The 19,496-nt window shown below is 71.6% G+C and carries 17 protein-coding genes and 1 pseudogene; 2 read left to right on the forward strand and 16 right to left on the reverse strand.

The window, feature by feature from the left end:
• Positions 1–6 precede the first annotated feature (6 nt).
• The 9 genes from xrtB to QZV97_RS06880 all read right to left on the reverse strand — a co-directional run bounded on the left by xrtB (position 7) and on the right by QZV97_RS06880 (position 10,924).
• Positions 7–900, reverse strand: a complete 894-nt coding sequence (xrtB, locus tag QZV97_RS06840; RefSeq protein WP_295640479.1) for an exosortase B — start codon at positions 898–900, stop codon at positions 7–9.
• Positions 897–1,796: a chain length determinant protein tyrosine kinase EpsG gene (epsG, locus tag QZV97_RS06845; protein WP_295640482.1), complete on the reverse strand. Its 900-nt coding sequence runs from the start codon at positions 1,794–1,796 to the stop codon at positions 897–899. Before epsG ends, xrtB begins: the two co-directional genes overlap by 4 nt.
• Before the next feature lie 5 nt (positions 1,797–1,801).
• On the reverse strand, positions 1,802–3,217 hold the full coding sequence (gene epsF, locus QZV97_RS06850) for a chain length determinant protein EpsF (RefSeq protein ID WP_295640484.1): 1,416 nt from the start codon (positions 3,215–3,217) through the stop codon (positions 1,802–1,804).
• A gap of 39 nt (positions 3,218–3,256) precedes the next feature.
• Positions 3,257–4,108, reverse strand: a complete 852-nt coding sequence (gene epsE / locus QZV97_RS06855) for a polysaccharide export protein EpsE (protein WP_295640486.1) — start codon at positions 4,106–4,108, stop codon at positions 3,257–3,259.
• Complete coding sequence (locus tag QZV97_RS06860) at positions 4,105–5,013, reverse strand: EpsD family peptidyl-prolyl cis-trans isomerase (protein WP_295640488.1); 909 nt, start codon at positions 5,011–5,013, stop codon at positions 4,105–4,107. Before QZV97_RS06860 ends, epsE begins: the two co-directional genes overlap by 4 nt.
• A gap of 234 nt (positions 5,014–5,247) precedes the next feature.
• Positions 5,248–5,979 (reverse strand): bifunctional demethylmenaquinone methyltransferase/2-methoxy-6-polyprenyl-1,4-benzoquinol methylase UbiE, encoded by a 732-nt coding sequence (ubiE, locus tag QZV97_RS06865; RefSeq protein WP_295640490.1) that lies wholly within the window; start codon positions 5,977–5,979, stop codon positions 5,248–5,250.
• Positions 5,980–6,092: 113 nt separating this feature from the next.
• Positions 6,093–6,509, reverse strand: coding sequence for a DUF971 domain-containing protein (locus QZV97_RS06870; RefSeq protein ID WP_295640492.1), 417 nt, complete (start codon positions 6,507–6,509; stop codon positions 6,093–6,095).
• Between the two features lie 27 nt (positions 6,510–6,536).
• Complete coding sequence (locus tag QZV97_RS06875; RefSeq protein WP_295640494.1) at positions 6,537–6,971, reverse strand: HIT family protein; 435 nt, start codon at positions 6,969–6,971, stop codon at positions 6,537–6,539.
• A complete protein-coding gene (locus QZV97_RS06880; protein ID WP_295640496.1) occupies positions 6,968–10,924 on the reverse strand; it encodes an FAD/FMN-binding oxidoreductase in 3,957 nt (1,318 codons plus the stop codon). The genes QZV97_RS06875 and QZV97_RS06880 overlap by 4 nt, the downstream gene beginning before the upstream one ends.
• A gap of 93 nt (positions 10,925–11,017) precedes the next feature.
• On the opposite strand from QZV97_RS06880, the gene ugpQ reads away from it, so the two are divergent.
• Positions 11,018–11,767, forward strand: a complete 750-nt coding sequence (gene ugpQ / locus QZV97_RS06885) for a glycerophosphodiester phosphodiesterase (RefSeq protein ID WP_295640498.1) — start codon at positions 11,018–11,020, stop codon at positions 11,765–11,767.
• 9 nt (positions 11,768–11,776) lie between these two features.
• On the opposite strand, the gene QZV97_RS06890 is transcribed toward ugpQ, so the two are convergent.
• The 7 genes from QZV97_RS06890 to hutC form a co-directional block, all read right to left on the reverse strand.
• Positions 11,777–12,325: a DUF924 family protein gene (locus QZV97_RS06890; RefSeq protein WP_295640500.1), complete on the reverse strand. Its 549-nt coding sequence runs from the start codon at positions 12,323–12,325 to the stop codon at positions 11,777–11,779.
• A 1-nt stretch (position 12,326) separates the two neighbouring features.
• Positions 12,327–14,081: a monovalent cation:proton antiporter-2 (CPA2) family protein gene (locus QZV97_RS06895; RefSeq protein WP_295640503.1), complete on the reverse strand. Its 1,755-nt coding sequence runs from the start codon at positions 14,079–14,081 to the stop codon at positions 12,327–12,329.
• A 148-nt stretch (positions 14,082–14,229) separates the two neighbouring features.
• Positions 14,230–15,627 carry a formimidoylglutamate deiminase gene (locus QZV97_RS06900; protein ID WP_295640505.1) on the reverse strand — a complete coding sequence of 466 codons (1,398 nt, stop codon included), beginning with the start codon at positions 15,625–15,627 and terminating at the stop codon, positions 14,230–14,232.
• The gene (hutG, locus tag QZV97_RS06905) at positions 15,617–16,423 is read right to left on the reverse strand and encodes an N-formylglutamate deformylase (protein WP_295640507.1); all 807 of its coding nucleotides are present in this window, start codon (positions 16,421–16,423) and stop codon (positions 15,617–15,619) included. The genes QZV97_RS06900 and hutG overlap by 11 nt, the downstream gene beginning before the upstream one ends.
• Entirely contained in the window at positions 16,420–17,655 is a 1,236-nt protein-coding gene (gene hutI, locus QZV97_RS06910) for an imidazolonepropionase (RefSeq protein WP_295640509.1), read from the reverse strand. The genes hutG and hutI overlap by 4 nt, the downstream gene beginning before the upstream one ends.
• A complete protein-coding gene (locus QZV97_RS06915) occupies positions 17,652–18,233 on the reverse strand; it encodes a HutD family protein (protein ID WP_295640511.1) in 582 nt (193 codons plus the stop codon). Before QZV97_RS06915 ends, hutI begins: the two co-directional genes overlap by 4 nt.
• Entirely contained in the window at positions 18,230–18,961 is a 732-nt protein-coding gene (gene hutC, locus QZV97_RS06920; RefSeq protein ID WP_295640513.1) for a histidine utilization repressor, read from the reverse strand. Before hutC ends, QZV97_RS06915 begins: the two co-directional genes overlap by 4 nt.
• A gap of 77 nt (positions 18,962–19,038) precedes the next feature.
• On the opposite strand from hutC, the pseudogene QZV97_RS06925 reads away from it, so the two are divergent.
• A pseudogene (locus tag QZV97_RS06925) lies at positions 19,039–19,496 on the forward strand (urocanate hydratase); the annotation flags it as partial.

Below are 19,496 nucleotides of genomic sequence, written 5' to 3' on the forward strand. Positions count from 1 at the left end.
GGTGCCTCAGGTCGCCGGCGGGTGGCGCGCGCGCGACCGCGCCGCCCACAGCAGCGCATCCAGGCCGAAGAAGGCCGCGAGCGCCGTCAGCATCAGCACGATGCCGGCAGCGCCGTGCAGGAAGCCCTGCCCGGCCTCGTCACCGAAGTGGTAGGTCACCAGCATCAGGATCATCACGCGCACGATGTTCGCCGCGAAGGCGACCGGCAGGATCGCCGCGGCCATCAGGGCGTTGTGCAGCCAGCCCGGTCGCTGGACCAGGAACATGAACAGCGTGCCGAGCGCCGCCAGGCTGAACATCGAGTGCAGGCCCGAGCAGGCGTCTGCCACCAGCATCTGGTACTGGCCGATCGACAGCACGACGCCGCTGCGCGCGATCGGGTAGCCGGCGGCGTACAGCAGGTTCTCGGCAATGACCGAGATCCACTGCTTCAGCGGGCCGGTGGCCGCGTCGACCAGCAGGCTCGGCAGCGGCGTCGCGAACACCAGGTAGAACAGCGGGAACCAGAGCAGCCGCGCCGCGGCACGACCGCGCATCAGCAGCAGCACGCCCGCCATCACGAGCGGCTGGGACCCGAAGGCCAGCACCGAGGAGTCGACCGCACGGCCGGCCAGGTAGGCCAGCAGCCCCAGGACGAACAACGGCCAGCCGAGGCGCCCGTCGGACCCGGCCGGCAGCGCCGCCAGCGCGCGCCGCCGGTCCCAGACCAGCCAGGCCGCGACCAGCAGGATGATCGGCCCGTGGGCGTGGTCGTCGGTCTGCCAGATCGATCCCGCCGCGGCCCAGTAGACCGGCAGGTACATCGCCGCGAGTCCCAGCACCGGCGGCAGGCGCCGCAGCGGCCCGCCTGCCCCGGTGTCGGCGGGGCCGTCCGAGGCGGGCATGATCGCCGCGCTCACCGGGCCGCCTTGCCGGGCTGCTTGGGAACGTCGTTCAGGACCGAGCCGACGACTGCCACGCCGGCCGCGCTGAGCCCGGCGACCATGTCGGCGAAGGCGTGCACGCGCGTCTGCACGGTGCGCGCGACGGCGAGCGCCGCTCCGGTGCGCATCGCGATCGGCACCGCGTCCTCGCCGCTCGACAGGCTGGGCGTGTCGATGATGACGACGTCGTAGGAGGCGCGCACGTGCGCAAGCAGCTCGTCGAAGCTGGGACGGTTGAGCAGTTCGAGCGGGTTGGGCGGCACGGGGCCGGCCGGCAGCACCGACAGGCCGACCAGGTCCGTGATGCGGACGATGGCTTCCTCGCGCGAGCGGTGCGCGAGCATCGTCGACAGGCCGGCCTTGTTCTCGAGCGTGAACATCTGGTGCAGCCGCGGCGCGCGCAGGTCGCCGTCGACCAGCAGCGTGCGCTCGCCGAGCTGGGCGAACACGACGGCCAGGTTCGCGGCGACGTAGCTGCGGCCCTCGCCGCGCGCGGTACCGACGATCGACAGCATCTGCCGGCCTTCGTGCTTGTCGAACCAGCGCAGCATCAGCTGGCTGCGCACGGCGCGCAGGCGATCGACGCTGGGGCTGAAGGGCTGGTACGCAGCCACCACCTCCTCGCTGACCGACTTGCTGGGCTCGTTGAGTCGCAGGTAGGCGTAGTCGAACTGCCGCGCCAGCGCGAACTGCACGTCGGCTTCGGTCAGCAGCCCCAGGCGGATCGCGGCCTCGCCGAAGCGCAGGTTGTTCTGGCGCTGGAGGCGCAGGATCTGCTCGGCGGCTTCCGGCGTGATCAAGCCCGCGTCGACCAGGATCGCACCGATCGTGCGATTGGCCCTGGGCAGGGTCGGGATGGTGGCGACGCTCATCCGCATCAGCGTGCTCCCACTCCAGGCAGTGCCGGGCGCCGCGGTGCAAGAGTGCCCCCGTACGACAGGCTTCGGAACATCGGCACCTTCGAGCCGGGCGGGCTCAGGACACCGAGCACCGGCAGGCCTTCGATGACCAGCAGATCCTCGGGGGCGCGGACGCGCCGGTCGATCAGTTCGAGGCCGAGGGCCACCGCCAGCGCCATGACGATTCCGGCAGCCAGCGACATCGCGATGCGCTTCATGCTCTCGGTCTTGGTCGGATCGAGCGGCTCGGTGGCCGGGCTCATCACCCGCACGCTGTGCTGGTTGGTCTGGCTTTCCAGGCTCAGCTGGCTCAGGCGCGTGCGTGCGCTGTCGTAGGCGCGCTGCGCGTTCTCGACGTCGCGCACCAGCACCTGGATATCGTCGCGCGAGCTGCGCATCGACAGCACGCGGGTCTTCTGCGCATCGACGAGGCCCTGCAGTTCGGCCAGCTTGCGACCGCTCGCGCGGCTGACTGCCGAGGTACTGCCGGACACGCGCCGCATCTCGGCCGCCAGCTGCTGCCGGATCTCCACGATCTGCGCCTCCAGGGTCAGGCGCTGCGGGTGGTTGCTGCCGACGATGTTGCTGATCTCGGTGAGCTTGGTCTGCGCCGCAGTCAACTGGCTGCGCAGGGCCTGCACGGCACTGCTCTGCTGAACGTCGGGAGAAGCCTCGCCGCCGGACACGCCCAGTCGACTCGAGGCGTCGGCGCGCTCCGCCTGCGCGGTCGCCAACTGGCCGATGAGGACATTGAGCCGTGCGGTCTCCTGCTCGAGACGCTCGTCGGTGATGCCCTTGTCCTGCTGGTACTTCGAGAGCTTGGCCTGGGCCTGCTCGAGATCCGACCGCAGCACCTTGGACTGCTCGTCGAACCACAGGGCGTACTGGCGCGCCGGCTCGACGCGCAGGTCGACGGCCACGTCGAGGTAGGCCTTGGAGAAGGCGTTGGCCGCGGCGGCAGCGAACTGCGGATCCGGGGCGGTATAGCCGATGGTGATGAAGTTCGTGCCGCGCGCCGGTTCGACGGTCAGGCCGGCCAGCAGGATGCCGCCGTAGTAGTTCTCGATCGGCGTCTTGCCCCGGGTCGACTCCATCCAGGCCTGCACCGCGCCGTCGGCCTTGTCGATGCCCAGCAGCTTGACCACCCGGTGCGCCACGCGATCGCTGCGGATCATCTCCACCTGCGTGGCCATGTAGACCGGCGTCGCCAGACCGGGCGCCATCGCGCCGAGGATGGGATCCGGCCGGACCTCGACCAGCATCGAGACTTCAGCCAGATAGCGCTTCGGCTGCTTGAGGGTGTGCAGGACGCCGACGCCGGTGACCAGCACGAACAAGGCCAGGCACACCCACTTCCGGGCCCACAGGATCCTCAGGCATTGCGAGATCGACATGTCACGCCTCTTCTTTCTGGACCGCCCGGAAGCACTGCCTCAGAAGAGGCTTTCACGAACATACAGCACATCGCCGTCGCGCAGCGAGTCGTCCATCACCGGCTGCGTGATGGCGACCTTGCCGTCCGTCGCACGACGGTGCAGGCGGATGCCCTTCTCGGTGCCGCGCTGCGTCAGGCCGCCGGCGGTCGCGAGGGCCTGCAGCACGGTCAGGCCGCGCTCGAGGCGGTGCACGCCCGGACGCTGGACCTCGCCGTAGATGAAGATCGTCGGGGCGCGATCGACCCAGACCACGTCGTCGTTGCGCAGCAGCACGTCGTCGCCGCGGCGATCCGGCCCGAAGACCTTGGGCAGATCGACCTCGGCCCGGAAGGGCTTGCCGTTGCGCGTGCCGACGACGGTCACGACGTCCGCCCCCGTGGGCGTGATGCCGCCGGCCGTGGCCAGCAGGTCGGTCAGGCGCAGTTCACCGGTCTCGATCGGGTAGCGCCCCGGCCGCCCGACCTGCCCCAGCACCGACACCTGGTTGCCGCGCACCTGCATCACCAGCAGCGACACCTGGGGCTGCTTGACGAAATTGCCGTCGCGCAGGCCGTCGGCGAGACGCCGTTCCGCCTGGGCGGTGGTCATGCCGAGCAGGCGGACGCTGCCGAGCAGGGGGAAGGAGATCGTTCCGGCCTCGGACAGGCGCGTCTCGAGGCTGAGGTCCGGATTCTGGAAGACCGTGATCCTGACGGCGTCGCCGGCCGCCAGGCGGTACTCGCCCGAAGTCACCGCGGCCGGCGCAGGCGCCGCGGGAGCGGTCTGGGCCTGCGCCTGGGCACGCCCGGCCCCGCCCAGCAATCCGAGGATCAAGGCGAGCAGTGCAACGGTCCAGCGCAGTTGACTCATTTCTTCAGCCCCATTCCACTGTTGATGACGCTCACGTCCAGGGCGCCGGAGGCCGGCACCACCACCGGGACCGCCGCAGACGGCGCCTGACCGGCGTTGCGCTCGGTGGCCGCGGGCTCGTTGAACCGGCCCACGTACTCGATCTTCGCTGCCGCCCGCAACGCGCGGATGTCGTCTTCGACGCGCTTGCGGCGACCTTCGTTCACCAGGAACTGCTCGATCGCGGGCCGGGCCCGCGCCTCGTCGACCGGCTCGCTGCGCGATGCGACCAGGAGCAGCACCTGCGCGCCCGTCGGGGTCGCCGTCAGCACGCTCTCGCCGTCCCGCATCTTCGCGAAGGCGTCGACGCTGCCCAGCGGCAGCTGCTCGGCCGCGCGGACCGCCTCGCTGACCGTGAAGCGCAGATCGTTGCCTTTCAGATGCTCGACCAGGGCGCCCACGCTGAGGCCCCCGGCCAGTCGGCCGCGGAGGGCCTCGACCTGCTCCGGCCGGGCCTCGATCGAGATCTCCTGCAGGCTGTAGATGCGGCGCTCGCTGAACAGCGCCGGCTTGTCGACGTAGTAGCGGCGGACCTCGTCGGCGTCCGGCTTGCCGGCCGCTTCGGCGACGCGCTCGGCGTAGGCCCGCGCGATGATCTCGCGGCGCGCCGCTTCCAGCTGCGCCAGCACCTGGGGCTCCCGGTCGACGCGCAGTTCGGCGGCACGCTGCAGGGCCAGTTCCTGGTCGATCAGCCGCTCGAGGGCCTGGCGACCGGCGCGATCGGCCTGGTCGGCTCGCACCCGTTGCTGCTGCAGCAGGTGGTTGACCTGGTGAACGGAGATCTCTTCCTTGTTGACCTTGGCGGCCACCTGGCTGGGCGGCTTGTCCTTGCCGCCGCCGCAGGCCGCCAGCAATCCGGCGAGCATCAGGATCGCCCCGTACCGACTTTTCCAGACGGGCAGAGCGGACGCATTCGACTTCATTCGGGAGCCTCGGGAGGACGGACGACACCGCCCGAAAGGTAAAGATTCAGTGTAAGCCGCGCCCCTGCCCGGCGAACCACCTCAACAGTGGGGGCGGACCGCCCGGACAGCGCCCGGGACCGGTGAAACTGCACACCCGGGGCCCGCGGGCCGCCCTCGGCCTGCTACGCGCCGGATTCAGCAGCGGATGCCGACGTGCAGCGCGACCACCCCACCCGTCAGCGTATGGACATCGACATGCCCGAAGCCGGCGGCCTTCATCATGGCCTTCAGCGTCGCACGATCCGGGTGCATCCGGATCGATTCGGCGAGGTAGCGGTAGCTCTCGGCGTCGCCGGCCACCCACTGCCCCAGGCGCGGCAACACCTTGAACGAGTACCAGTCGTAGGCCTTCTCGAGGGGCCTGGCGACCTTGGAGAACTCCAGCACCAGCAGCCGTCCGCCGGGCCGCAGCACGCGGGCCATCTCGGCCAGCGCCCGCTCCTTGTGCGTCATGTTGCGCAGGCCGAAGGCCACGCTCACCAGGTCGAAGCTGCCATCGGCGAACGGCAGGGCCTCGGCGTCGCAGATCGTCGTCGGCAGCGACAGGCCCTCGTCGAGCAGCCGGTCGCGGCCGGTGCGCAGCATCGCCTCGTTGATGTCGGTGTGGACGACGGTGCCGCTGGCGCCGACCTGCCGCGCGAAGGCCCGCGCCAGATCCCCCGTGCCGCCGGCGATGTCGAGTACCTTGTCGCCCTCGCGCAGGTTGGCGACAGCCACCGTGTAGGCCTTCCAGGCGCGGTGCAGCCCCATCGACATCAGGTCGTTCATCACGTCGTACTTCGACGCGACGCTGTCGAAGACGCCACGGACACGGCCGGCCTTGGCGCTGTCGTCGACGGACTCGAAGCCGAAGTGGGTCTGGGTCATGACCACCCCTCGTCCGCTGGGTCCACCGGCCGATCCCCCGAGGGGATGCGAGCCGGTTTGGGGCGGCCCGGCGCCCGGCTCGCAAATGCACAGTGCGGCATCAGGGCTCCAACTCAGTGATGGTGCCCGCAGGACGAGCCGGCCGCCGCGGGCATCGGCGTGTCGCGCGTGGCGCCGGCGGCCTCGAGGCGCCGCTGGTACTCGGCCCACAGGGCTTCCTGCTGGTCGCCCAGGTGGTACAGGTAGTCCCAGGCAAAGAGCCCCGAGCTATGGCCGTCCGAGAAGGTCGGCTGCACCGCGTAGTTGCCGACCGGCTCGAGGCCGACGATCTCGACCTCGCGCTTGCCGGTCTGCAGCACCTCCTGGCCCGGGCCGTGGCCCTGCACCTCGGCCGACGGCGAATAGACGCGCAGCAGCTCGAAAGGCAGCCGGAACGTGGCGCCGTCGGAGAACGCGATCTCGAGCACGCGCGACTGCTGGTGCACCGTCAGCGCGGTCGGGGTGGGGGTGTCCTTGGTGAGACCGGCCATGGTGTCCTGCGGAAGTTCGTCGGGAGTCTAGTCGCGGCCCGGCGTTGCCAGTTCCATGGCCACACGCGCGTCCAGCGCTTCCAGCGCGATCGGCAGCCGCTGCGCCGCCGGCGGGTCGACCCGCCGCTGCGCCATGCCCCAGACCGGCTGGGGAAAGTGGCTGTCCCAGTCGAAGCGCGCGATCACGTGCCAGTGCAGATGCGGCACGACGTTGCCCAGGCTCGCGAGGTTGACCTTGGTCGGCGCCAGCGCCTCGCGCAGCACGGTCTCGATCTTCGCGACCGCCTGCATGCACAGGCTGCGCTGGGGCACGGCGAGGTCGGTCCACTCGGCGACGTGCTCGTTCCAGATCACGCGATAGAACGCCGGAAAGTGGGCGTCCGCGGCGCGGATCACGCGGAACTCGGCGCGGCGGGCGATCAGCACGCCGCCGTCGCTGTCGCACAGCTCGCAAGCGCTCATACCAGCACGCGCTCGATGCCGCCGGCGTTGGCCTTCTCCACGTAGGCCGGCAGCCACTCTTCGCCGAGGATCCGGCGCGCCATCTCGACGACGATGTAGTCGGCTTCGAGCAGACCGTTGTTCAGGTCGTTGCCGTAGCGGGACAGGCCCTGCAGGCAGCTCGGGCAGGACGTCAGGATCTTCACCGGTGCGTCGGCGGCCACCGCAGCGCCAGCGGCACTCGTCATCAGGGTGCGCAGCGCCGCCTCGTCGCGCCGCAGCTCCTCTTCCTTGCGGAAACGCACCTGGGTCGAGATGTCCGGCCGGGTCACGCCCAGCGTGCCGCTCTCGCCGCAGCAGCGCTCGCTCTTCAACACCTTCGTGCCGATCAGGGCCTTCACCGTCTTCATCGGCTCCTGCTGCTTCATCGGGCTGTGGCAGGGGTCGTGGTAGAGATAGCCTGCGCCGCTGTCGCCCAGCGTGATGCCCTTCTCGAGCAGGAACTCATGGATGTCGACGATGCGGCAGCCGGGGAAGATCTTGTCGAACTGGTAGCCCTGCAGCTGGTCGTAGCAGGTGCCGCAGCTGACCACCACGGTCTTGATGTCGAGGTAGTTCAGCGTGTTGGCGACGCGGTGGAACAGCACGCGGTTGTCGGTGATGATCTTGTCGGCCTTGTCCTGCTGCCCGCTGCCGCGCTGCGGGTAGCCGCAGCACAGGTAGCCCGGCGGCAGCACCGTCTGCACGCCGGCATGCCACAGCATCGCCTGCGTCGCCAGCCCCACCTGCGAGAACAGCCGCTCCGAGCCGCAGCCGGGGAAATAGAACACCGCCTCGCTGTCCGCCGTGGTCGCCTGCGGGTCGCGGATGACGGGCACATAGTCCGCGTCCTCGATGTCCAGCAGCGCGCGCGCCGTGCGCTTGGGCAGGCCGCCCGGCATCTTCTTGTTGATGAAATGGATGACCTGGGCCTTGAGCGGCGCCGCCCCGACCGTGGCCGGCGGCGCCGCCGTCTGCTGCCGGGCCAGGCGCCGCAACAGGTCGTTGGCCAGCCGCTGCGCCTTGAAGCCGACATCGACCATCGCGGTGCGCATGAGCTTGATCGTGTCGGGGTTCTTCGCGTTCAGGAACAGCATCGCCGCCGCGTTGCCGGGCCGGAAGCTCTTCTGCCCCATCTTGCGCAGCAGGTTGCGCATCGCCATCGACACGTCGCCGAAGTCGATCTTGACCGGGCATGGGCTCAGGCACTTGTGGCAGACCGTGCAGTGGTCGGCCACGTCCTCGAACTCCTGCCAGTGCTTGATGCTGATGCCGCGGCGCGTCTGTTCCTCGTAGAGGAAGGCCTCGATCAGCAGCGAGGTCGCCAGGATCTTGTTGCGCGGGCTGTACAGCAGGTTGGCGCGCGGCACGTGGGTCGCGCACACCGGCTTGCACTTGCCGCAGCGCAGGCAGTCCTTGATGCTGTCGCTGATCGCACCGATGTCGCTCTGCTGCATGATCAGCGACTCGTGGCCCATCAGGCCGAAGCTCGGCGTGTAGGCGTGGCTCAGGTCGGCCGGCAGCACGTCGTCGCCCAGCGCCTTCAGCGCCCCGCCGCGCAGCAGCTTGCCCTTGTTGAAGCGGCCTTCGGGGTCGATGCGCTGCTTGTAGGCGGTGAAGTCGGCGATCTCGGCATCGCTCAGGAACTCGAGCTTGGTGATACCGATGCCGTGCTCGCCCGAGATCACGCCGTCGAGCCGCCGCGCCAGCGCCATGATGCGGCCGACCGCCTCGTGCGCGGTCTGCAGCATCTCGTAGCTGTCGCTGTTGACCGGGATGTTGGTGTGCACGTTGCCGTCGCCGGCGTGCATGTGCAGCGCCACCCAGACGCGCCCGTGCAGCACCTCCTTGTGGAGGCGGCGGCACTCGTCGATGACCGGCGCGAAGGCCGCCCCGGCGAAGAGATCCTGCAGCGGCTTGAGGATCTGCGTCTTCCACGAGGCGCGCAGGCTGTCGTCCTGCAGCTGCGCGAAGAAGCTGCGGCCGCCGGCGGGCACGAGGTCCAGGCCGTGGAGCCATCCATCCCACAGGGCCTGCACCTCGCGCAGCAGCGCCAGGGCCTGCTGCACGCGGTCCTCCAGCAGCTCGGCGCTCGGGATCTCGCCGGCGTCGTCGGTCTTGCCCAGCGGCAGCGAGCCCTTCTCGAAGAAGGCCAGGAGCGCGTCGACCAGCTGGAGCTTGTTGCGCAGCGACAGCTCGATGTTGATGCGTTCGATGCCCTCGGTGTACTCGCCCATGCGCGGCAGCGGGATCACCACGTCCTCGTTGATCTTGAAGGCGTTGGTGTGCTTGCTGATCGCCGCGGTGCGCTTGCGGTCGAGCCAGAACTTCTTGCGCGCATCGGCGCTGACCGCGACGAAGCCCTCGCCGTGGCGCGAATTGGCCAGGCGCACGACCTCGCTGGTGGCGCGTGCGACCACGTCCGGGTCGTCGCCCGCGATGTCGCCGACCAGCACCATCTTCGGCAGGACCGCGCGCCGGGACTTGGTCGCGTAGCCCACGGCCTTGAGGTAGCGGTCGTCGAGGTGCTCCAGGCCGGCGAGGATCGCGCCGCCGCGCTTCTGTTCCTCGAACATGAAGTCCTTGATGTCGACGATGCTCGGCACCGCATCCTTGGCGTTGCCGAAGAACTCCAGGCACACGGTGCGCGTGTGCGCCGGCATCCTGTGGACGATCCAGCGCGCGCTGGTGATCAGGCCGTCGCAGCCTTCCTTCTGGATGCCCGGCAGGCCGGCGAGGAACTTGTCGGTGACGTCCTTGCCCAGGCCTTCCTTGCGGAAGACACCGCCGGGGATGTCGAGCCGCTCGGTGCGGATGCCGGTCTTGCCGTCGGACTGGAAGTAGCGCAGCTCGAAGCTCGCCACCTCCGCGTCGTGGATCTTGCCGAGGTTGTGGTCCAGGCGCACGACTTCGAGCCATTGCGCGTCGGGCGTCACCATGCGCCAGCTCGCCAGGTTGTCGAGGGCCGTGCCCCACAGCACCGCCTTCTTGCCGCCGGCGTTCATCGCGATGTTGCCGCCGATGCAGCTGGCTTCGGCCGAGGTCGGGTCGACGGCGAAGACGTGTCCCGCGCGCTCGGCCGCGTCGGCCACGCGCTGGGTCACGACGCCGGCCTCGGTCCAGACCGTCGGCACCGGCCGGTCGACGCCGGGCAAGGCGACGAACTCGACCTCGCTCATCGCCTCGAGCTTCTCGGTGTTGATGACCGCGCTCTTCCACGTGAGCGGGATCGCGCCGCCGGTGTAGCCGGTGCCGCCGCCGCGCGGGATGATGGTCAGGCCCAGCTCGATGCAGCCGGCCACCAGCGCCGCCATCTCGGCCTCGGTGTCGGGCGTCAGCACGACGAAGGGGTACTCGACGCGCCAGTCGGTCGCGTCGGTCACGTGCGAGACGCGTGACAGGCCGTCGAACTTGATGTTGTCCTTGGCCGTGTGCCTGCCGAGCCGTCGAGCGGCCCGGCGCCGCAGCTCGGCCACCGCCTCGAAGCTCTCGGCGAAGCGCTGCACGGCAGCACGCGCGGCCAGCAGCAACTCGGCGACGCGGGCGTTGCGCTCGGCCGCCTCGGCGTCCATCGTCGCCTCGTCCTTGTCGGCGCGGCGCTTGTCGATCTCGCCCAGGCGGTGGTGCAGCGCCTCGACCAGCTGGCGCCGGCGGCGCGGGTTGTCCAGCAGGTCGTCCTGCAGGTAGGGGTTGCGCTGCACGACCCAGATGTCACCCAGCACCTCGTAGAGCATGCGCGCGGAGCGACCGGTGACGCGCTCGGCGCGCAGCTGGTGCAGCATCTCCCAGGCCCGGGCGCCCAGCAGCCGCTGCACGATCTCGCGGTCCGAGAACGAGGTGTAGTTGTAGGGAATCTCGCGCAAGCGCGCGCTGCCGGCGTGCGCAGCTTCATCGAGTGCGCTGCGGGCGGAGTGAAGGGGGAGCGGTGCGTTCATGAGCCGACGGGCGGCAGGGCCGCCGCGAGCCGCAATTATCGCAGTGCAACAAGCTCGCCGGCGGCCCCGGCGGCGCGGCGCTAGCATCGACGGATGACGGCAGCTGCGCCCTGGCCCTATCCGTTCTGGATCGCTCATCGCGGCGCCGGCAAGCTGGCGCCGGAGAACACCCTCGCCGCCTTCGGGCTGGGCCTGTCGCACGGCTACCGCATGGCCGAGTGCGACGTGACGCTGTCGGCCGACGGGGTCGCCTACCTGCTGCACGACGAGCGGCTGGAGCGCACGACCGACGGCCGCGGGGTCGCCGTCGAGCAGAGCTGGGACGCGCTGTCGCGCCTCGATGCCGGCGCCTGGCACGGCGCGCGCCATGCCGGCGAGCCGCTGCCCAGCCTCGCGACGCTGGCGGGCTTCGCGCAGGCGCGCGGCCTGGCGCTCAACCTCGAGATCAAGCCCGGCCCGGGGGACGACGCGCGCTGCGGGCGCATCGCCGCCGCCGAGACCGCCCGCCTGTGGGCCGGGCGGTCGCCGCTGCCGCTGATGAGCTCGTTCTCGCGGGTGGCACTGCAGGCCGCGCGCGATGCGGCGCCCGGCCTGCCCCGGGCGCACCTCTTCGAGTGGCTGCCGGCCGACGCCTGCGAGCAGGCGCTCGACCTGGGCTGCGTGGCGATCGTCGCGCACTTCAGCGGCCTCGACGCCGCCGCGATCTCTCTCGCGCACGCGGCCGGCCTGCGGGTGCTGAGCTACACCGTCAACGACGCCGCGGTGGCCGAGCGACTGCGGGCCGCCGGCATCGACGGCCTGATCACCGACGCGATCGACCGCTTCGACCCGGCCACCGGCTGAGGCCTTCGGTCAACCGGCGAAGCCGCCCTGGTCGAGGAAGGCCTGCTCCTCGACCGTCGTCTGGCGTCCCAGCATCGGATTGCGATGCGGAAAGCGCCCGAAGCGCTCGACGATCCGCAGGTGATCCTCGGCGTGGCCCAGCCAGGGCGGGCCGATGCGCCGGGCCAGCTCGACGCCCTGCCGCTGGTCGGCCAGGTCCTCGGAATGCGAGAACGGCAGGTAGCAGAACGCGCGCAGCTCGGGCTCGAACCGAGCGTCGAACCCGGCGTCGACCAGGCGCCGCGCGAAGTGCCGCGCCAGCGGGTCCGTCGCGTACATGTGGCCCGTGCCGCGGAAGGCATTGCGCGGCAGCTGGTCCAGCAGGATCAGCAGCGCCAGCGCGCCGTCGGCCGTGGCGGCCCAGGCGTCGAGCTCGCGGCGTGCGGCAGCGAAGTGCAGGCCGGCGAAGCGCTCGTGGAAGTCGCGGTCGAAGGCCGGGTCCTTGCGGAACCAGCGACCGGGGCCGGCCTCGCGCCAGAAGCGCAGCACCTCGCCGGGGTTCGCGGCGGCCGGGTCCATGTCAAGGATCCTTGCGCGCCGCGTTGCCCAGGATCATGGCCCGGCCCGCGAACAGGCCGCCGGCGGCCTCGATGTCCAGGCGCTCGCCATCGCGCCGTCGCACCTCGGCCATGATCCGGTCGGCCTCCGGGTCGGCGGCGCCCAGGGCCAGCAAGGCCCGCCGGCTGAGCGCCATCGCCGACTCGAAGGTCTCGCGCACCTGGTAGTGGATGTCGGTCTTCAGCAGCTCGATCGCATGCTCGCGGTCGTAGGCGCGCACCAGCACCTGGGCCTGCGGGCACGCGATCCTGGCGTTCTCGGCGATGCGCGTCGTCGCCGCCTTGTCGCTGATGCACACCAGGATGGCCCGCGCACTGTGCGCACCGGCCGCGTGCAGCACGTCCAGCCGCGCGCCGTCGCCGTAGTAGACCTTGAAGCCGAAGGTCTCGGCGTCGCGGATCACCTGCGTGTCTCGGTCGATGATGGTGATGCTGGCGCCGCGCGCCAGCACGCCCTGGCTCGCGACCTGGCCGAAGCGGCCGAAGCCGATGATCAGCACGTTGCCGGTCCGGCCCTCGGGCGTCTCGACGCCGTCGAGCGAGACCTTCGCCTTCGGCGCCAGCCGGCGGTGCGCCAGCACGACCAGCGGCGTCAGCGCCATCGACAGCACGACGATGGCCGTCATGTTGGCGTTGACGGTCGCGTCGATCACGCCGGCGCCCAGCGCAGCCGCATACAGAACGAAGGCGAACTCGCCGCCCTGCGCCATCAGCACGGCGCGGTCCAGCGCATCGGCGCGCGAACTCTTCGCGATGCGCGCGACGCCGTAGATGCACAGCGCCTTGACGATCATCATCGCCAGCACGCCGGCCACGATCAGCGGCGCGTTGCTGGCCACGACGGCGAGGTCCAGCGACATGCCGACGCCCAGGAAGAACAGGCCCAGCAACAGGCCGCGGAAGGGCTCGATGTCGGCCTCCAGCTGGTGCCGGAAGGTCGACTCCGACAGCAGCACGCCCGCCAGGAAGGCGCCCATCGCCATCGACAGGCCGCCCAGCTGCATCAGCAGCGCGGCGCCCAGCACCACCAGCAGCGCCGCGGCCGTCATCACCTCGCGCGCCTTGGCATTGGCCAGCACCCGGAACAGCGGATTGAGCAGCCACACGCCGGCCGCCACCAGCGCGGCCAGCGCGCCGACGGCGATGCCGATGGTGGTCCAGCGCGACGGCGTCGCGGCGGCATCGCCCACGTCCGGGGCCATGAAGGCGATGAGCGCCAGCAGCGGCACGATCAGCAGGTCCTCGAACAGCAGCACGGCGACGATCTTCTGCCCGCGCGGCGCGGCGATGTCGCCGCGCTCACCCAGCAGCTGCATCACGATGGCGGTGGACGTGAGCACGAAGCCCATCGCGCAGACGAAGGACACGACCCACGAGAAGCCGAAGCCCACGCCGACCAGCGTGAGCAGCGCCCCGCACACGACGACCTGCAGGCTGCCGAGGCCGAAGATCTCGCGCCGCAGGCTCCACAGGTGCGAGGGCCGCATCTCCAGGCCGATGACGAACAGGAACATCACCACGCCCAGTTCGGCGGTGTGCAGGATGGTCTGCGGATCGCTGATCCAGCCCAGCCCGAAGGGCCCGATCGCCAGCCCGGCCGCCAGGTAGCCCAGCACCGAACCCAGGCCCAGGCGCTTGAACAGCGGCACCGCGACGACCGCGGCACCGAGCAGGGTCACGACCTTGAGCAGGTCGCCGGCGCTGCCTTCGGCCGCCATCAGTGCGGCGCCCGAAGGGCTCGTCGGACCGCAGTGCGCAGCGGCCCCGACCGGATGGTGAACGTGACGCGCATGCAAGCCCTCCCGACGAGGGCAAGATCGCCCCGGCGGGACTTTACCCGGCGGTCCGTGCGTCCCGGGCCGCGCTTCAGCCGCTGTGCAAGGCGTGCAGGGCCGCTGCGGCCTGCGCGGCGATCGGCTCGCCCTGCGCATGGCGCCCGCCGCGCAGTGCCCAGCGGCCGGCGACCATGACATCGCTGAACGGCCGGCCGGATCCCGGTGCGAACACCAGGGCATCGAGCAGGTTCGCGTCGGGCAGGCCGAGCTGCGCCGGGTCCGCTGCATCGATCACCAGCAGGTCGGCCCGCGCCCCGGGTTGCAGGCCCCAGCGTGCCTGCCCGGCCGCGGCGCCGCCGCCGGCGAGCGCGCGCTCGAAGAGTCGCGCCGCGGTCGACGGCTCGCCCTGGTCCGGCGCGGCCGCGACGTTGCGGCGGCGGTGGAGCAGGCGCTGGCCGTACTCCAGCAGCCGCAGCTCGCCCGGCCAGTCGCGGCCGACCTGGCTGTCCGAGCCGATCGCCAGCGGCACGCCGGCGGCCAGCCAGCGCGGCAGGTCGGGCAGGCCGTCGCCGAGGTCGGCCTCGGTCGTCGGGCACAGCACGACGCCGGCGCCGCAGGCCGCCACCGCATCGATCTCCGCCGGCGTGGCATGCGTCGCGTGCACGAGCTGCCAGCGGGCGTCGAGCGGCGCGTGCTGCAGCAGCCACTCGATCGGCCGAAGGCCGGTCGCCGCGAGGCAGTCGTCGACCTCGGCGGTCTGCTCGGCCACGTGCACGTGGATCGGGCCTTCGCCGAGTCCCCCCGCAGCGTCGAGCAGGCGTGCGATCGATGCCGGCGACGCCGCGCGCAGCGAGTGGATCGCGACGCCGGCATCCAGCAGCGGACGTCGCGCCGCCCGGACGCCGTCACGCAGCGCGCGCACCGCGTCGGCGCCCGCGGCGAAGCGGCGCTGATCCTCGCGCAGCGACGGCTGCGCGAAGCCGGCGCGTTCGTACAGCGCCGGCAGCAGCGTCAGGCCGATGCCGGCCTCGTGCGCGGCATCGGCCAGGGCCCACGACATCGCCAGCGGGTCGGCGTAGCGGGCGCCGTCGGCGGCGTGCTGCAGGTAGTGGAACTCGCAGACCTGGGTGTAGCCGCCCTGCAGCAGCTCGACGTAGAGCTGGGCCGCGACGGCACGCAGCTGCTCCGGCGTGATCGCAAGTGCGACGCCGTACATGCGGTCGCGCCAGGACCAGAAGTCGTCGTGCTCGCCTTCGCGCCGCTCGGCCAGCCCGGCGAAGGCGCGCTGGAAGGCGTGGCTGTGCGCGTCGACCAGACCGGGCAGCACGGCGCCGTCGAGCCGCAGGTCGCCGTCGCCGGCGGCCACGCCGACGCTCACGCCGGACCAGCATCCCGCCGCATCGATCGACAGCCGCACCGCCGGCTGCCAGCGCCCCTGCACCCAGGCGCGCGGCGCCCAGAGGCTGCGGCTGCCCGGCTCAGCGCCCATCCGGCCGCCACGCCTGCATCACGTCGACCAGCCGCTGCAGCAGCGGCCTCACCTCGGCCGCACGCGCTTCGTCGTAGGCATAGGGCGGCGACTCGTCGGCCATGTAGCAGCGCCAGCACATCTCCAGCTGCACCGCGTGCACGCCCTCGCCCGGGCGACCGTAGTGGCGCGTGATGTGGCCGCCCTTGAAGCGGCCGTCGACCACCTGGGTGTAGCGCGACTGGCCCGCCAGCACCTCGGCCAGGGCGCGGCGCAGCGTGGCGGCGCAGCTCGCACCGTCGGCGGTGCCGAGGTTGAGGTCCGGCAGCTGGCCGTCGAAGAGCCACGGCAGCTCGGACTTGATGCTGTGGCCGTCGAACAGGATCGCGTGGCCGTGCGCGGCGCGCAGTCGATCGAGCTCGCCGCGCAGCGCGTCGTGGTAGGGCCGCCAGAAGGTGTCGATGCGCTGCGCGACCTCGGCGGCGTCGGGCGCCTGGCCCTCGCGGTACAGCGGCTCGCCGGTGAAGAAGCGCGTCGGGCACAGCTCGGTGTTGTTGACGCCCGGGTACATCGGCGCGTTCTCGGGCGGGCGGTTCAGGTCGATCACGTAGCGCGCGTGGCGCGGCACGATCAGCGAGGCACCGCAGTCGCGGACGAAGGCATAGAGGCGGTCGAGGTGCCAGTCGGCGTCCTCGGTCTGCAGCGCGCGCGGATGCAGGCGGGGCTGCAGCGCCCCGGGGATCGTGGTGCCGACGTGCGGCACGCTCACCAGCAGCGGGGTCGTGCCGCGATGCAGGGTGCAGACGGACTCGTTCATGACGGCAGCGCGTGGAGTTCGAGGCCGCCGGCGACGACGCGCCGGCAGGGGTTGACGCCGAAACCATACGCCAGCTCGCGCGGATGGTCGACGGCCCAGACCGTGAAGTCGGCGCGCTTGCCGGCCTCGAGCGTGCCGTGGCTGACCGCCAGGCCGAGCGCCTGCGCCCCGTGCGCCGTGAACCCGCGCAGCGCCTCCTCGGGCGTCAGGCCGAACAGCTGGCAGGCCATGTTCATCATCAACAGCGGCGACAGGGTCGGCGACGAGCCCGGGTTGTGATCGGTGGCCAGCGCGATCGGGATCCCGGCTTCGCGCAGCGCCGCCACGGGAGGTTGCCGGGTTTCGCGCAGGAAGTAGTAGGCGCCCGGCAGCAGCATCGCGACCGTGCCGGCGGCGGCCATCGCCCGCACGCCGTCGGCACTCAGGTACTCGAGGTGGTCGCAGGACAGCGCGCCGTAGCCGGCGGCGAGTGCGGCGCCGCCCTGGTCGCTGAGCTGCTCGGCGTGCAGCTTGACCGGCAGGCCGAGAGCCCGGGCCGCATCGAAGACGCGGCGCGTCTGTGCCGGCGTGAAGGCGATGCGCTCGCAGAAGGCGTCGACCGCATCGACGAGGCCCCGGCCGTGCAGGGCCGGCAGCCAGTCGCAGACGGCGTCGATGTAGTCGTCGGCGCGGCCTTCGTACTCCGGCGGCAGCGCATGCGCCGCCAGGCAGGTGGTCCGCACCGTGACGCCCAGGGCCGCGCCCACCGCTCGCGCGACGTGCAGGCAGCGTGCCTCGTGCTCCAGTGCGAGGCCGTAGCCGGACTTGATCTCGATCGTCGTCACGCCCTCGCGCAGCAGGGCGCGCGCGCGGGCCAGCGTGGCGGCGAGCAGGGTCGCGTCGGGCGCTGCGCGCGTGGCGGCCACGGTGGAGCGGATGCCGCCGCCGGCACGGGCGATCTGCTCGTAGCGGGCGCCCTGCAGGCGCAGCTCGAACTCGAGCGAGCGCTCGCCGGCATAGACGAGGTGGGTGTGGCCGTCGATCAGCCCGGGCGTGACGACGGCGCCGCCGAGTCGATGCTCCCGCGTGACCCGGGACGCCAGCGCCGCGGGCAGCGCCGCCTCCTCGCCGATCCAGGCGATGCGTTCGCCCTCCGCCACGAGCGCGCCACGCTCGATCCAGCCCCAGGGGGGCGCCACGCCCGCCATGCTGGCGAACCGCGCATCGCGCCACAACACGAGGTCGTCGCTCATCGCACGGCCCTCGCCTCGTGGCCGATCCACCAGGCGCGCGTGCCGGGCGCGGCCTCGAGCCGCCAGGTCTCGTCGAGTGCGGCAGCGCCGACCGCCCAGACCAGGCTCCCGGCGGCCACCGCCAGCACTGCGGCGCCGCCGCGTCGCAGTCCGACCGCGTCGGCCGCGTACAGCGCACGCAGCGTGCCGGCCGGCGGTGCGTGCGAGCCGGGCTCGGCCCGCAGCATCCAGCCGGCGCTGCCCGCGGCGAGCATCAGGTTCAGGTCCTCGGTCGGGCCGTCGATCAACCGGGCCTCGGGCGCATCGCCGCCGTCGAAGCGGAGCGGTCCGTCGCCGGGCAGGCAGCGCACGCTGCGAGCCGCGAAGTGCAGCTCGACGCCGGCACCGGCCACGACGGCCAACCAGCGCTCGACCCCGGGAAAGGCCGAGAACGGACCGTCGCGCTCGATGCCCGCAACGCTGAGACGCAGCGACCAGCGCTGCCCATCGGGCCAGGCCAGCAGCTCGCGCGTGCGACCGCCGCCGTTGCGCCAGGGCTGGGGTGCCAGGTCGTCGAGGCGGACGAGCTCGAGGCTCATGGCTTGAACTGCCCTTCGAGCAGATAGCGCGACCCGGGGTGCACCAGCCGCGCCAGCGTCACCGGCCGGCGCTGGCTCACGGTGCGGCGCGTGACGACCAGGCAGGCCTCGCCCCGCGCGATGCCGAGCAGCCGTGCTTCGTCGGCTGTCGGCGCGGCGGCCTCGATCGAGTACTGCGCCTCCCACACCGGGGCGACCTCCAGCAGGTAATGCGTCGGCGTGGTCTGCGTGAAGTCGACCTGCAGGTAGCCGGGCGCGCAGGCCGGGTTGACGTAGCGGTCCTCGCATTGCAGCGGCACGCCGTTCTCGTGGTGCACGATCACCGTGTGGAACACCGCGGCACCGGCCGCGAGGCCCAGGCGCTGCGCGAGCGGCTCGCCCGCCACCTCTTCGCGCGCCAGGTGCACGGTGGCATGGTGGCGGTGACCGCGACCGGTGATCTCGTCGTGCAGATCGCGGATCGTCAGCGTCGACGACACGCGCTGCAGCTGTGCCGCGAAGGTGCCGACGCCCTGCACCCGTTCCACCAGGCCCTCGCCCTGCAGCTCGCGCAGCGCGCGGTTGACCGTCATGCGGCTGACGCCGAACTGCGCCACCAGCTCGGCCTCGGACGGCATCAGCGTGCCCGGCGGGTAGCGCCCGCGCGCCAGCGCCTGCAGCAGGTGCTGCTTGACGCGCGCGAACGGCGCGAGCGCGTTGCGGGCGGGTCGACGTACCGGAGCATCCATGCTGCCGACGATCCTACTTGACCATACTTGTCTAGACAAGTAGATTGCTCCGGTCGCCCGCCGTGCAGGAGCCTGCCATGACCGACCTGAGTGCCATCCACCTGCCTGCCGGGCCGCGCCCGGTGAAGGCGCCGACCGGCACCGCCCTGCACTGCCGCAACTGGCTGATCGAGGCGGCCTACCGGATGGTCCAGAACAACCTCGATCCGGCCGTGGCCGAGAACCCGGACGCGCTGGTGGTCTACGGCGGCATCGGCAAGGCGGCCCGCGACTGGGCCTCGTTCGACGCGATCCTGCAGGCGCTGCGCGAGCTGCAGGAGGACGAGTCGCTGCTGATCCAGTCGGGCAGACCGGTCGGCGTGTTCCGCACACACGTCGACGCGCCGCGGGTGCTGATCGCCAACTCCAACCTGGTGCCGAAGTGGGCGACGTGGGAGCACTTCCACGAGCTCGATCGCAAGGGCCTGATGATGTACGGCCAGATGACCGCCGGCTCCTGGATCTACATCGGCAGCCAGGGCATCGTGCAGGGCAC

The sequence above is a fragment of the uncultured Methylibium sp. genome (assembly GCF_902826655.1).
In the GTDB taxonomy this organism is placed as follows: Bacteria; Pseudomonadota; Gammaproteobacteria; order Burkholderiales; family Burkholderiaceae_C; genus Methylibium.